This is a genomic window from Acholeplasma oculi, from assembly GCF_900166985.1.
GTDB lineage: Bacteria > Bacillota_I > Bacilli_A > Acholeplasmatales > Acholeplasmataceae > Acholeplasma > Acholeplasma oculi.
Genome location: NZ_FUZK01000006.1, coordinates 17,766 through 32,502, shown reverse-complemented (window position 1 = coordinate 32,502; position 14,737 = coordinate 17,766). Strand labels below are relative to the sequence as shown.

Annotated in this window: 12 protein-coding genes; 3 read left to right on the top strand and 9 right to left on the bottom strand. The window is 31.5% G+C overall.

Going from position 1 to position 14,737, the window contains the following annotated elements:
- The 6 genes from B5X49_RS07580 to B5X49_RS07555 form a co-directional block, all read right to left on the bottom strand.
- The coding region (locus B5X49_RS07580; protein ID WP_143228552.1) for an Ig-like domain-containing protein at window positions 1-611 on the bottom strand (611 nt) is incomplete at its 3' end.
- 231 nt (window positions 612-842) lie between these two features.
- A complete protein-coding gene (locus B5X49_RS07575; protein WP_045749017.1) occupies window positions 843-2,009 on the bottom strand; it encodes a glycosyltransferase in 1,167 nt (388 codons plus the stop codon).
- Window positions 2,010-2,012: 3 nt separating this feature from the next.
- Window positions 2,013-2,945, bottom strand: coding sequence for a 3-oxoacyl-ACP synthase (locus B5X49_RS07570; protein ID WP_045749016.1), 933 nt, complete (start codon window positions 2,943-2,945; stop codon window positions 2,013-2,015).
- Window positions 2,932-4,185 carry a F390 synthetase-related protein gene (locus B5X49_RS07565; protein WP_052669916.1) on the bottom strand — a complete coding sequence of 418 codons (1,254 nt, stop codon included), beginning with the start codon at window positions 4,183-4,185 and terminating at the stop codon, window positions 2,932-2,934. The genes B5X49_RS07570 and B5X49_RS07565 overlap by 14 nt, the downstream gene beginning before the upstream one ends.
- Entirely contained in the window at window positions 4,163-4,915 is a 753-nt protein-coding gene (locus tag B5X49_RS07560) for an MBL fold metallo-hydrolase (protein ID WP_045749015.1), read from the bottom strand. Before B5X49_RS07560 ends, B5X49_RS07565 begins: the two co-directional genes overlap by 23 nt.
- Window positions 4,875-5,858 carry an NAD-dependent epimerase/dehydratase family protein gene (locus B5X49_RS07555; RefSeq protein WP_045749014.1) on the bottom strand — a complete coding sequence of 328 codons (984 nt, stop codon included), beginning with the start codon at window positions 5,856-5,858 and terminating at the stop codon, window positions 4,875-4,877. The genes B5X49_RS07560 and B5X49_RS07555 overlap by 41 nt, the downstream gene beginning before the upstream one ends.
- A 228-nt stretch (window positions 5,859-6,086) precedes the next feature.
- On the opposite strand from B5X49_RS07555, the gene gdhA reads away from it, so the two are divergent.
- The 3 genes from gdhA (at window position 6,087) to B5X49_RS07540 (ending at window position 10,347) form a co-directional block, all read left to right on the top strand.
- Window positions 6,087-7,421 carry an NADP-specific glutamate dehydrogenase gene (gene gdhA, locus B5X49_RS07550; RefSeq protein WP_045749013.1) on the top strand — a complete coding sequence of 445 codons (1,335 nt, stop codon included), beginning with the start codon at window positions 6,087-6,089 and terminating at the stop codon, window positions 7,419-7,421.
- 161 nt (window positions 7,422-7,582) lie between these two features.
- Complete coding sequence (locus B5X49_RS07545) at window positions 7,583-8,929, top strand: O-antigen ligase family protein (RefSeq protein WP_159444505.1); 1,347 nt, start codon at window positions 7,583-7,585, stop codon at window positions 8,927-8,929.
- Window positions 8,926-10,347 carry an O-antigen ligase family protein gene (locus tag B5X49_RS07540; RefSeq protein ID WP_045749011.1) on the top strand — a complete coding sequence of 474 codons (1,422 nt, stop codon included), beginning with the start codon at window positions 8,926-8,928 and terminating at the stop codon, window positions 10,345-10,347. Before B5X49_RS07545 ends, B5X49_RS07540 begins: the two co-directional genes overlap by 4 nt.
- A 60-nt stretch (window positions 10,348-10,407) precedes the next feature.
- On the opposite strand, the gene B5X49_RS07535 is transcribed toward B5X49_RS07540, so the two are convergent.
- The 3 genes from B5X49_RS07535 to B5X49_RS07525 are packed head-to-tail and all read right to left on the bottom strand — an operon-like array spanning window position 10,408 to window position 14,676.
- Complete coding sequence (locus B5X49_RS07535) at window positions 10,408-12,828, bottom strand: glycoside hydrolase family 94 protein (protein ID WP_045749010.1); 2,421 nt, start codon at window positions 12,826-12,828, stop codon at window positions 10,408-10,410.
- Between the two features lie 13 nt (window positions 12,829-12,841).
- The gene (locus B5X49_RS07530; protein ID WP_045749009.1) at window positions 12,842-13,720 is read right to left on the bottom strand and encodes a carbohydrate ABC transporter permease; all 879 of its coding nucleotides are present in this window, start codon (window positions 13,718-13,720) and stop codon (window positions 12,842-12,844) included.
- Window positions 13,717-14,676: a carbohydrate ABC transporter permease gene (locus B5X49_RS07525; RefSeq protein ID WP_045749008.1), complete on the bottom strand. Its 960-nt coding sequence runs from the start codon at window positions 14,674-14,676 to the stop codon at window positions 13,717-13,719. Before B5X49_RS07525 ends, B5X49_RS07530 begins: the two co-directional genes overlap by 4 nt.
- Window positions 14,677-14,737 lie beyond the last annotated feature (61 nt).

Genomic DNA, 14,737 nt, shown 5'->3' with positions numbered 1-14,737 from the left:
TCAGTACCAAGAGCAGATCCCGTGATTTCAACAGATTCCACATCAATTACTGCTTCAGCAATTGTAATTTCATGTGTGTCACTTACCCCATCTGCTGTTGCAGTAATTGTAACGACACCTGCTTTAAGTAAAGTAACCACACCATTTGAAACTGTTGCTAATGTTTCATCAGAGCTTGTCCATGAAACTGCTTTATTTGTAGCGTCTACTGGAAGTACGGTTGCAGTTAAATTGATTTGACTGCCTAGAACCCCAGTATTAGCCCCTGTAATTAATACGGAATCTACATCAATGATAGGTTCTACCGCTTCCTCTACAATCACTTTGAATGTATCTGTGATGTTAGAACCTACAACGGTTGCAGTCACATCAACTTCACCAACTGCAAGTGCAGTGACTGTATCACCATCAATAGAAATAATACCTTCTTCTGATAATGTATATTCTAATTCAAATCCCTCGGTTAATTCATATAACATTGTATATGTTTCACCAACTTTTATCGTTACTTCAGATGTCTCAAAGTTAAAATCTATAACTTCGGTATCTGTACAAGCAACCATGATAAAAGATAAAATCATAGTAAACACTACGAATAATATTTTCTTCATATATCCTCCTTATTTTTTAGCACACTTCGTACCACCTAAACTGATTATAATACAACCTCTATTAAACTGAAAGCGCTTCACATTAAAACCAAGTGCTTAGATTATTATTTTCAATGAACTGAAAAAATCGCCTATTTTATGAAAATAAATAACCTAAATTTAAAAAACAATCTCACTAATAATAAATGGAGTGAGATTGTTTTAATAAACTATAAATCTTTGAAATGATTACTATATTTCTTGGATGAGTTTTAATGCATCTGCAATCTCAATTTGAGATAGTTGCTGTGTTAAACTTTTATCCAGTTCTTGATTAAACAACTTATCAATACTTATCTTTAGATGGTTTAAGTTTTTTATGTATAAACCTAAACCTAGTTTTTGAATTCTTTTTGCATTAATTTTCTTTTCACCTTGGGTTGGATAGATAACCATTGGAACATTTTGTTCAATTGATTCTAATAATCCATTCATACCACCCGTTGAAACATATACCTTTGCATATTTTAATATTTCTAGTTGATTGACACTTGGCCTTAATATAAAATTTTTAGGAATTGTGAGTCCTTTAATATCTGAAATACCTGTTGAAATAACAAACTGATAGGGTGTATCTTTTAATGTGGTCATTATCTTTTGGAGAATACGTTGATCACGAACCATCGTTCCAAGTGATATGTAAATAGGTGCATTCATTTTCTGATAATCTAAATCATCTTTTATAGATTTATTTCTTCTTTTTAATGTCGTTGGTCCTATAAAAAAGTTGGTTGAGTCAAAAGAGTTTCCACCTGGTTGTAGTAATCTATTAAAACTAAAAATATTGTATTTACCTTTATTGAGTGTGATATCCATAAAACTTAAATGTTTTAATCCATACTTTTTTCTTAATTTCCTTTTTAGTGGTAATACACTAGGTAACAAATAGATTTGTCTTAAAATTTTAGGGATAAATGCGAAAAAGTATGCAATAAAGGAAGGATTAAAGTACTTATTCACTGTTACAAAACTGTGAAACGCAATATGCTTAATCTTAGATATACTTGCAACATGTTTACCCCAAGAAGCAATACTATCATAAATGATGAGATCTGGATCGATACTTTTTGCCTCTAAAAGTAACTTGTCTAAAACAAGTATATTTAAATATAAGCATAAACGGTAAGATATCATCGGTTTGTTACCAAATTCAACTTCTTGATTGCCGAAAGATAAGGTATTTAAATCAATGTCATATGCTCTAAATTCAGCACCTACTTCTTTAATTTTTGATTCAAATTCTTTTGAACAATAATAAATGACCTTATGGGTTTTGGTTAATTGTTCGATGAAGTATAAAGATGCATTGACGTGACCATGTGCAGGAGTTCCATAAAATATAATTGTTTTTCTATTCATATACTAATACTTAAAAATCATAGCATTCACACTCATACCAGCAGCTGTACCCATTAAAAGTACTAAATCACCACGTTTAACTTTTCCTTTATCTATTGCATAATATAATGAAAATGGTACAGATGCTGAAACCATATTACCGTAATCTTTTACAATATTAATATATTTTTCATCAGGTATATGAAGTCTTTTCATCATGGAATCTAAAGCATTGCTCGCTTGATGTGGTATAAACATTTGAATATCTTTTAAAGGTACAGGACTATTTTTCTTAATATCATCAAATAATTCTAATCCCATTTGGATTGCTAACACAATAGCGTTTTTACCTTCCATATGAAATAAAAACTTCTCTTTGTTAGACAGATTCATTTGATGAGGTGATAAAGTAGTTCCACCACCATAAACTTCTGTGAAATGAGCACCTTTTGAATATGTAAACTGAGTGGCATATAAAATACCATGATCCTTAGTCTCACTTTTTGAAATAACCGCGCTCACACAACCATCACTAAAGAGTTCATAACTATGTGGTTCATTTGGATTTAATGCAATTGATGATAAATCTCCAGATACAATTAAAACATTTTTATAACGTCCTTGTTCTATCATGAGACTCACCAAATCTAAGGCTGTTATAAAACTTGTACAAGTAGAATTCACATCAAAGGATGGAATATTTTTTTGAGGTGATAAAGCTTCATGTATGAGTGAAGCTGTACAAGGAAGTGGTTGTAACCCAAAAGCAACCGCACCGATGATACAGTCGATGTCATCAATCGTCATATGACTATCCTCTAGTGCTTTTTTTGCACTTTCAACAAGCATAAAAAGATGTGTCTCATCTTTGTTTGCACGAAATCTTTTAGCTCCATGAAACTCAACCGTTTCTTTAGGTAAATATACTCCCATTCCAGATATTTTAACTTTTTGCATATGCTCTTTCCCTTTCAATGCGTTTAAGTTTCCTTGAAAAATCATATTCATACGGTAAAAACTTAAACGCTGGTATTTCAAAACCTAAATCATTTGCTAATTGCCTAAATTCTTTGGTAATCGATTCTTTAATTTCATCAGTTATTTTAGATATATAGATTGTTATGTCATGATTTTGATGTTGAAATACTCTATATTCTATCTCTTCGTTTATAAAGAGCATACATCTTCTAATAAAGTCTGGGAAAACCTCAATTTCTTGATGATTCTGCTTAAAGATGAATATATCATCTTGGCGTCCTTCAATTTTCTCTAAACCGATAAATTTTGAACCACATGAACACGGACTAGATTTCATGACTAAAATGTCATTTAATCTATACCGAATCATGGGTTGAGTACGACGCTTTAAATCCGTAATAATTGGATAAAATCGATGTTCATCAATCATTTCTTTTTCTAAATAAATAAAGTCCTCATTTATATGAATGGTTCCTTTATCACAGGTAATACCTAAAAATCCTTCCGTACATTGATAAATTTGGTGAATCACATCCTGTTTTAATTTGTCCTTTATATAATTGCTATCTTCATACTCTAAGACCTCAGCAATTGAAATGACTCTTTTAGGACTTAATTTATCTGGTACAGTTTTAGCTATCTTCATTAACATCGAAGGTGGTGCAACCAAAATGGTTGGTTGAAACGAAACCAATTTATCTAAGTTATCCTGAATCGGTTTATACATATCAAAAAACTCAAAAGAAATGCTTTTTGACTGTATTGCCTGATATAACTTACTATCTGCTCGCATAAAAAAGGCAACTTTATGTCCTTTAATTTTCCCCTTCGGTAATGCTTTAGCTAATATATTCCCTACCCACATCGCTTGTTCTTGGTCACTAACTAGAAAAATACCTCTATGGCCTGAAGTTCCTGATGATAACCCAACAGTCACACCTTTAAGTCTTTGACTAAAATCTCTTGTCTTTTCACTTTCTAAAGCCAAATGCATCGCATCACTTTTTACAATCCCTAAGGCATTTAATTGATCAAAATGCTCCATCATGGTCTTTTTATCCATAATAGGTATAGCATCCATATTTTTATAATAAGGGATATGTTTTTTAACATAAGCAATTTGTTTATCATAATCTTTTTGGGTTGCTTTTTTAGAAAAGAGTTTTGCTTTTAAATAGTACTTTAATATCGTTAATTTATTTGTCATCAACTTGTTCATGACTAACCATGACTTTAATACCGTTACTCATGTACTCCTTTAACTTTAAAATGGTTTGATTGAAATGTTTATAATCTCTTTGAAGTAATTTAGGAATGAATTTTAATTGATTATCTATAAACTTTATCCCCCATGTTGCATCTGCAGCATAAAGAAATTTTAGTTCTTTAAAATATAGACCTATTTGATCTTTTGTATGTCCTGGAAGATCTATGACTTCTATTGTGCCATCTTGAAATAAATCATCTTCCTTTTCTTCTATAATTCGTAAACGATTCATCCAATCCACTGGAACGAGGTTTTTAAATACCAAATCTAATAACTTAGGACGAACGAGTAAGGCATAAGATTTTTCTGACATAATGATTTGACTATTAGGAAAATCTTTTAACCCACCGATATGATCTGGATGTAGGTGGGTTAAAATAATACCTTTAATATCTAAATTAGATATTCCATCAGCTTCCAATTGATTTTTTAAACTATTACTATCTTCATAGACTATTGGGTTAAGTTTATGGTATATCTTTGATTTTAAACCATACTCAAATACTCTTTTCGAGTAACCTGTATCAATTAAATATAAGTTATTTTGATGAGAAAAGAGTATTGCTGTTGCCGGAAATTGAATCGTTTCTTTTGGCATATTTTTATAGATACGATGTAGATTGTTATAACAATACCCACATCTATATATTTTTATGATTGTTGTCTTTCCACCATGTAGCATATATTTTTACCCCTTCATCAATCGTGTAAATCGGCTGATAACCTAATTTATTTTTTGCATGTGTGATATCAAGTGTTTGATTAACTCCTATCGTACATACTGTATATCTGGTGAGTGGAGGTTCTTTTCTATAAACCTTTTCTAAAATGAATGCTAGAAAATAAGCCACTTTAAATGGAATTTTTTTAAACCTTGGTGTGTCGCCTATCGCATCAAAAAACTTTTCTAAAATTATTTTAAAAGCGGTTGGTTCATCATTTGTAATATTAAATACCTCATTATTAATATCCTCTTGAATTAATGAGAGATAAATAGCATGTGCTACATTTTCAACATATGTTATATCCACTAGATTTTTTCCTTTATTTAATAATGGAATCCCTGATTTATCATTTGCAGCGAGTAATCTAGGAACAATAGAGGTATCACCTACACCAAAAATACCACGAGGTCTTAAAATCACTGTGTATAAACCCTTATGATTGTACGTATGAACCAAATCTTCTGCCATTACCTTACTACGTATATAGTTATTTAATTTATTATTTGGATCAAACTCAGATTCTTTAATATTCAGTCTATCTTTTTTAGATGCATATATACTTGGTGATGAAATAAATATGAATCGTTTGACCTTTTTTTCTAAAGAGGCTTTTAAAACATTTTCTGTTCCTAAAACATTTGCATCAAAAAAACTCTTCCATGAGCCCCAAACCGTAGAAAGAGCACCTGCATGTACGACAAAATCAATGTTATCCATTGCATTTAACACCTCATTGTAATTCGTAAAATCACCCTTAATGAAGGTCACACGATCACTCACTAATGATTTACCTATGGATTGATTTCTACCAAAAGCTATACAATCATAACCCTTTTGACTTAATAGATCTACAATGTACTTACCTAGAAAGCCTGTTGCTCCTGTGATGAATACTTTCATATTTACTTATACCCTTTATTTTTATAATTTTTTCGATTATTTTAACTGTATTATAACACAAGCATGACTAGAGCAGGGGTTCTTTTAATATTCTCTTCTAATGAATTTTAAATGATGTTTAATATATGTTTTGAATTGTATATAATGCTTACTTATTTGACCTATAAATCATGAATTTATAAATTCCTATTTTATTTGATACAATATATAACTAGAGAGGTGAATTTCATGCATCATTACTTAGATCAAATTTATCAAGAGTTAGTCATTCGACATCCTCATGAAAAAGAGTATCTTCAAGCTGTATATGAATTTCTTGATTCACTAGGTGATTTAGTCGATAGTGATTCTTCCATTACCGAAAATAATATGATTCGTCGTATGGTAGAACCAGACCGAATCATTTCATTTAAAGTAATCTGGGAAGATGATCAAGGTGTGAATCAAGTTAATACCGGTTACCGTGTTCAATTTAACCAAGCACTAGGTCCTTATAAAGGTGGTATTCGATTTCATCCTACGGTGAATCAATCCATTCTTAAATTCTTAGCCTTTGAACAAACCTTTAAAAACAGTTTAACCAATTTACCCTTAGGTGGTGCTAAGGGAGGATCGGACTTTAACCCTAAGGGTAAATCTGATCAAGAAATATTAAGATTTTGTCGTGCATTTATGACTGAACTTTATACGTACCTTGGGCCCGACTTAGATATACCTGCAGGAGATATTGGGGTTTCTAGTAAAGCTGTTGGCTATATGTTTGGTATGTATAAAAGGTTAACACACCGTCACCATGGTTCCTTTACTTCTAAAGGTATTACTTATGGGGGATCTTTAGTCCGTCCTCAAGCAACAGGTTATGGTTTAGTTTATATAACTGAAGCATTATTAAAAACTTATTTTGATACATCCATCCAAGGTAAATCCTTTGTTGTATCAGGTGCTGGTAATGTTGCTATACACACAGCTAGTAAAATCATATCTTTAGGCGGTATGGTTAAAGGTATGTCAGAATCTTACGGAATGATCCATCATGATAAAGGAATTGACATTGAATTACTTTCATCCATCAAAGATAAAAATCAAACACTTGATCAATATTTAAATACATACTCTGATGCAATCTATACAGATAACCCAAAAGATTTATGGAAAATACCTGTAGATATCGCATTACCTTGTGCAACAGAAAACGAACTGGATTTAGAAGATGTAAAAACTCTTCATCAAAACCATGTCATGGCAATCCTTGAGGGTGCAAATATGCCAACCACACTGGAAGCAACTCATTACCTCATCCAAAACAAAATCCCATTTGTACCAGGTAAAGCAGCAAATGCGGGTGGTGTAACAGTGAGTGGTCTTGAGATGCAACAAAATGCGATGCATGTTACTTGGGATTTCGATACAGTGGATCAAAAACTAAAACAAGTAATGCATCAAATATTTTACCGTTTACATGAGGAATCATTAAGACTGAATAATCCATATGATTTAGTGAAGGTTGCCAACATCCTATCCTTTAAAAAAGTATATCAAGCAATGATTGAACAAGGCTTATAAAAACTTAATTAAAACATGGACTTTTTACGTCCATGTTTTTATATTTATGTTATACTCTTTATGAGTTTATAAAAATTACTAGGGGTTTTATATTGAGAGTTACTATTGAAAATATATTAAAGGGTCATATTTACCCAATTCTTATACTATCTATTTCATTTATGATATGGACATATAGATACTTTATTGGAGCAGATGACATATTGAATGTTACATTTTATTCACTATTCTTATTAACCATTCCTTTTTTACTCATCAGCATCTTTTATAAGAATACAGTCTATACAATACCTATTTTATTTGGGTTTGTTTTTTGTATAGGTGTTGTAGATATGGGTCTTGGTTCATTTGATGCATCCGTAGTTGGATTTTTAAACGTTTTATTAGTACTCATTGGTATTGTGATTCACTTGATCAAATATAAAGTCAAAATCAAGCTTAAAACGATTGGATTATCTTTAGTTTTAGCAGCCATTAGTTTTATCCTACCAGAACTCTTTAAACCCTTTTCACTTGTAGGTAGTATGTTAGGCATATTAGGGTTCTTCTATTTATTTATCTTCTTATATTATGCAAACACCATCGAAGGCAATCAATTACATTATTTAATGCGTGTGTTTGCAATCACAGGTTTAATGTTAACATTTCAAATGGTTTCCATGTGGGTTCATGGATTTACTTTATGGGAAGGTACAGACCTTATTAAAGATTTTATTGAAATCTTTCCTAGGGGTAAAGAAAGTTTTCCTGGATGGGGTAATATTAATGATTTAACCATCCATTTAGTACTCTTCTCATGTATTGTCATCTATTATTTACATAAGTATCCTAAATCAATATTTCCTTGGTTATATTTAGGATTTATCGCATTTTGGATCTATATTTCCAATGCACGTGGTTCAATGGTTACAATTACATTATCAGCACTTGCATGTGTCATTTATGCATTCTTTAAACGCGATAAACGTCAAATGATTAACCTATTAATTTCATTCTTATTGGTTGTCTTAATCTTAGTGATTTTTGAACCCCTGGTCACTCAAGTGATGGATTCATTCTTTAACACCATCAATTTTGATGAACCAGATACCATGTTAACAGGTCGAATCTCTTTATGGATTACACATGAAAAATCTGCTTGGAATATATTTTTAAAAAATCCACTCATTGGAAGTGGATGGTATAATGATTTATTTATTTTATCACCTGATGAAAATAGAATAACGGTCTATCACTCCACATTCTTCCATGTACTGGCAACAGGTGGTATCTTTGGTATAATCGTTTTAATTTATCATTTCATCAAAGTATATCAGTTATTTAAAACACATTTAGTCTATAAAGCAGTTTCTGCATTCTTCATCACTTATTTGATATCACAGTTTCATGGTTTATTGGATAACACTCAGTACATGGTACATTTCTCAATCATAACTTATATTGCATTTGCAGTGATTGAAAATATTCCAATAAATAAACCTAATGAGAGAGAGGTTCAATCCGTATGATTCATAAATTAGAACAATTCTTTAAAAGTAATAAGTATCTCTTATCTATATCTATTGTGACATTTTTATTATGGTTTATCAATATTGACTCCATAGGTCCTAAACCATCCTTTGATATTTTAGAGATTATTGGCATTAGTGTGTTTGCACTGATCATCTCATTGTCCTTAGTTTTATTTAAAGAAACCATTTATACATTTCCTCCACTCATTATGAGTATCATCATGTTAAGTAACCAAAATATGGGTATGACAACTTTAAATGAGTTATGGATTTTCTATATCGTTTTGGTAGTTGTCATAGCATCCTTTATCTACCATATGGTTCACTTTAAAGTAAAGTTTAAATTAGGTGCACTTGGCATTGGATTACTTATAGTATCCCTAGCCTACTTACTTTCCTTAAGTGGATATTTCCTAGATCAAAAACCATTTGAATTTTCAGTTATTTTTATATCTTTAATGGGTTTAATATATTTTCTGATTTATGCATTTTTCAAGAATACATCCAGTCATACAAATATTCAATATATCTTTAAAGTCTTCTACTATCTAACGTTTATTATTATTCTTCAAACATTTGTTATGATCACATTTTATTTCATAGATAATGCACATTTAGGTTCGTTTACAGATCTAATTAAATTAGGTATTGAAGAACGATGGGGTTATATCAAGGATGGCTTCTTTATAAGATTAAACGTTGGTTGGGGTCTTGGAAACAATATCGGTGGTGTACTTGCTTATCTACTACCTATTCAAATGTATGAACTCTTTAAATCCAAGAACATCAAATCAATCATACTTCATCTTTTCACCTTATTTCTAACGGGTATCACGATATTTCTTACAACCAGTCGTGGTGCATATTTAGGGGTGTTAGCATTCTTTATACTCTTTATGATAGGTTTCATCAAGTTTGTAAAATTAGACTATAAAAAATATAAAAAACTCATATTAGGTTCTGTCATTACACTTTCTATCATACTCATTCCAGTACTCATCTTTGGTGTTCAATTTATGGCTAAATTCATGGAAAATTCAACATTCCTAAATGGTCGTGAAGAAGACTGGGGTGATGCAATTAAATACTTCTTAGAATATCCAATATTTGGTAAGAGTTGGTATAGCGATACATGGGAAATACATAGTTTTAGAAGTTACCATAATACCATCTTACATACACTTGCAACAATGGGTATATTTGGATTACTCGCATTGATTTACCATCATGTTGAACTCGTTCGACTATTCATTAAAAAATGGAGTTTAGAATCCTTTATCGTGATTTCCATGTTAGTCATAACACATGTTCATGGACTTGTGGATAATACGTATTATGCTCCAATGCATATGATTCCACTTCTAATACTTTATGTTTCACTTGAAAATCACCAAAAAGAAAATCTATTATCATAAATAAAAATGTCTATCCGAAAGCTTAATGAGCTCATAGAATAGACATTTTTTTATTATTAATTAAATATATAACTTAACTTGAACAACTTTATTGGATGGTTGGTATGGAATAGTGTTTCCATCAATTCTAACACCATCGACACGCATACCTTTAAGGTCTGATTTTGATACGGTAATATGATATGTATTACCTCTAAATTTTCTAGTTAGTTTTAAATCGGTTAAATGATCAGGTAAGACAGGTTCTACACGTAAACCATCAAACTCAGGATGAAGACCTAAAATATACTGACTTACTGCAACAAAGTTCCATGCAGAGGTTCCTGTTAACCAAGAGTTTTTAGCCTCTCCATGTCGCCCTGCTTCTTTTCCTGCAATCATTTGACTATATACATAAGGTTCTGTACGATGAATTTCTGAAATATCTTCAATATAAGCAGGACTAATTTTACGATAGATTTCAAATGCACGGTTACCATTTTTAAGTACGGCCTCAGCACATGCAACCCAAGGATTATTATGACAGAATATACCACCATTTTCTTTATACCCTTCAGGGTAACTAGATATTTCTCCTAGTGTAAGATGATATTTAGAATATGCTGGATAATTTAAAACCATGCCATACTTTGTATCAAGGAGTTCTTTTGCAGAATCTAATGCCTTTCTTGCAAAACCATTTTCAGCACCAATACCTGCCATCACGCACATTCCTTGTGGCTCAATAAAAATTTTACCTTCAGTGTTTTCATTAGAACCAATTTTATCGCCATATGCATCATAAGCTCTTAAAAACCAGTTTTCATCTAAACCATGACTTTCGACTGAACCAATCATATCAACGACGTGACCAAGCGCTTTTAAGGCAGCTTGACCTTCACCAATTCGTTCTAATAATTCCACATATTTTTTACCAACATAGACAAAGAGTCCTGCAATAAATATACTTTCAGCGGTTTTTCCATCACCTTTATTTTGAACAGTTTGGAAAGATTCGCCTGGTTCATCTGAAAAACAGTTTAAATTTAAACAGTCATTCCAGTCTGCACGACCAATTAAAGGTAGACCATGTGGTCCAAGATTAAGTGCTACCTTATAAAATGCTTTTTCTAAATGTTCTTTTAAAGAACCTTTTAAGTTCGGATTAGATTCATAGGATATAACTTCATCCAAAATACTATAATCACCTGATTCTTTAATATAGTTAATGGTTGATAGAATCATCCAGTTTGGATCATCATTAAATCCACTACCTAAATCCTTATTCCCTTTTTTAGTTAATGGTGAATACTGATGATATGCACCACCATCAAAGAGTAATGTGGATGCTAAATCTAGAATTCTTTCTCTTGTTTTAACTAAATCCATATGCATATAACCAAGTAAATCTTGATTAGAATCTCTAAAACCCATACCTCTACCAACACCTGATTCAAAATAGGATGCACTACGGCTTAAATTAAAGGTTGTAATGGTTTGGTACTGATTCCAAATGTTAACCATTCGGTTTAGTTTCTCATCTTTAGATTCTACTTGATAATTGGATAACATACGTTCAAAATAATGCTTTAACTCAAGTAATGCTTGATCAACATCAGCCTTATTCATAAATTGTTTCATCATATGTAGTGCTTTATCTTTATTGATAACTTTATGTGAATAAAACTTTTCATCTTTAGAGTTTTCAACATAACCTAGCATAAATATAAGGTCTGTTTTTTCTAAAGGTTTAAGCTCAATTTCAATATAGTGTGAACCGATTAAAGCCCATCCATCTGCAACACTATTTTTAGGCATTCCTTCTTCTATAACAATCGGTTCTTTTACACTACGATGTAATCCAATAAAAGATTCTCTGTCCGTGTCAAATCCTTGTATCTCTCGGTTGACATGAAAGAATGCATAATGATTTCTACGTTCTCTATATTCTGTTTTATGGTATATGGTAGAACCTACTACTTCCACTTCACCAATTGAATAATTTCTTTGGAAATTGGTTTGGTCATCCAGCGCATCCCAAAGTGCCCATTCTACATAAGAAAATAGTTTTATTTTCTTAGTTTCTTGGGTTTTGTTTTCGAGTTCAATATAGTGAACTTCACCTTGAAACCCTCTAGGAACAAAAGATAATTGTTTAGCTACTAACCCGTTTTTTTCGGTGTGGAATTTTGTATAACCCATACCATGTCTAACTTCATAATGATCAACTTCTGTTAAGGTAGGTTTTACACCAATATTAAAAACTGTGTTACCTTCTTTGATATAGAAAAATCTACCCTCATTATCAATTGGAATATTATTATAACGATATCTAGTAATACGTCTCGCTCTAGCATCTTTAAAGAAGCTATAGCCTCCAGATGTATTGGATATCATTTGAAAGTAGTCTTCAGTACCTAAATAATTAATCCAAGGATAAGGTGTATAAGGTGTATTAATTACATATTCTTTATTTAAATCATCAAAATATCCATATTTCATGTTGTCTTCTTTCTTATCCCTTCACACTACCTGCAGTTACACCTTTAATAATGTACTTAGAGAAGATGAGATATATTATAATTGTTGGTATGATTGCGATAAACATTAACATAAAACGTATGCCCTGGTCAAAGTTTTGTGGATCAGATACACCTAATTGAGCAATAATAATCGGTAATGTTTTTTTAGGCCCATCTTGTATGATTAAAGATGGTATGAATAAATTATTCCAGCTTGCTACAAATGAAAATATAAATTGTACAGATAAAGCTGGTTTTAAAATCGGTAATACAATTTGATTAAATGTTCTAAACTCACTCGACCCATCCACTCTGGCAGCTTCTATGATTTCATAAGGCAATACGGAATCTAAGTATTGTTTCATGAAAAAGAAGGTTGCAGGGGATGCGATTGCTGGAATAATGATGACCCAGTAGTTATTAATAAAGCCAATGCCATATAGAATGGTAACTAACCCAATACCTGCGATTTGAGAAGGAACCATCATGACAGCAAGTATAAATAAATAGATAAATCCTCTACCTTTAAACTTATAAAGATGAATACTATATGCTGTTAAGGCACTAAAGTATGTGGTAAGGATAGCCGATAGTAATGCAATGAATAAACTATTTTGAATACCTTCTAATACAAATAAGTTTTCTTGTCCTAAAAGTTTATCTAAATTCTTAAAGAAAAACGTTCCTGGAAATAATGCAAACCCCTTAGAAATATCAATATGTGCACGACTTGCATTCACAAATAAAATATAGAATATAAAAATGATCATAAGTGAGAATACGAGCAATGTAAAATATACAAAGAATCTCATCAAGTATAAAGGTAGCATGTCAGAAAAACTTGTTTTCTTAATTGATTTTGTATGTGTCATTTTTTATGCTCCTTTGCAAGTCTTCTTTGTTCACGGAACTCCACTATTTCTTCTCGATTCATAACTGCAAAGAATGACAAACTGATGACAGACGTAATTAAGAATAATACAACAGATGCTGTACCTGCCATGTCATACTGTTTACTTGTTCTTAAGAGTCCACTGATATACATCATAATGGTTTGACTAGAACCTTGTGGTCCACCTGTTCCTCTTGTAAAGACAAATGGTATGTCAAACATTTGAACGCCACCCACTAGAGATGTTACTAAAACAAATAGTAAGATTGGTTTAAGTAGTGGAAGAATAATCTTATAAAATACTTGGAAACTATTGGCACCATCAACACTTGCTGATTCAATTAATGAATCATCAATACCCATGATACCTGCCATTAACAATATTGTTGTATTTCCAAACCACATGATGAAATTCATTGCAGCTATTAATGCTCTTGTTGGCCACACTTCATCTACAAAACTAAATGATTCTGGTAAGATGTTCATATCCATTAAGAGTGTTGTAAGTCCACCTGTATTTGAAAATAATTGTACAAACAACATAGAAAATGCTGCTGCCATCACTAAGTTTGGCATGTACATCACAGTTTTAAAAAATGCCTTACCTTTTATCTTTAATCTAAAGCTTGTAAACCATAATGCAAGTAAGAGTGAAATAATAATTTGTGGAATAAAGCCCATGATCCATAGAATAAGGGTATTTCCTAAATATTTAAAGAACAATCCTTGACTAAATAACTTGATATAGTTTTCAATACCATTAAAATTAGGTCCTACTTTAATAAATCCGCCTTGGGCATAATAATACTCAAAGAAACTATAGTAGAACGTTGATAATAATGGAATTAAAGAAAAAAGTATATAGACAATGATAAAGGGTGCTACAAAATAATATCCCCATTTATTATAATTAATCCTCTTTACACGTTTAGCCATATATACCTCATTTACATTAGAACATGATGAGGGGAGGAATGCCCCTCATCATGACTTTAAT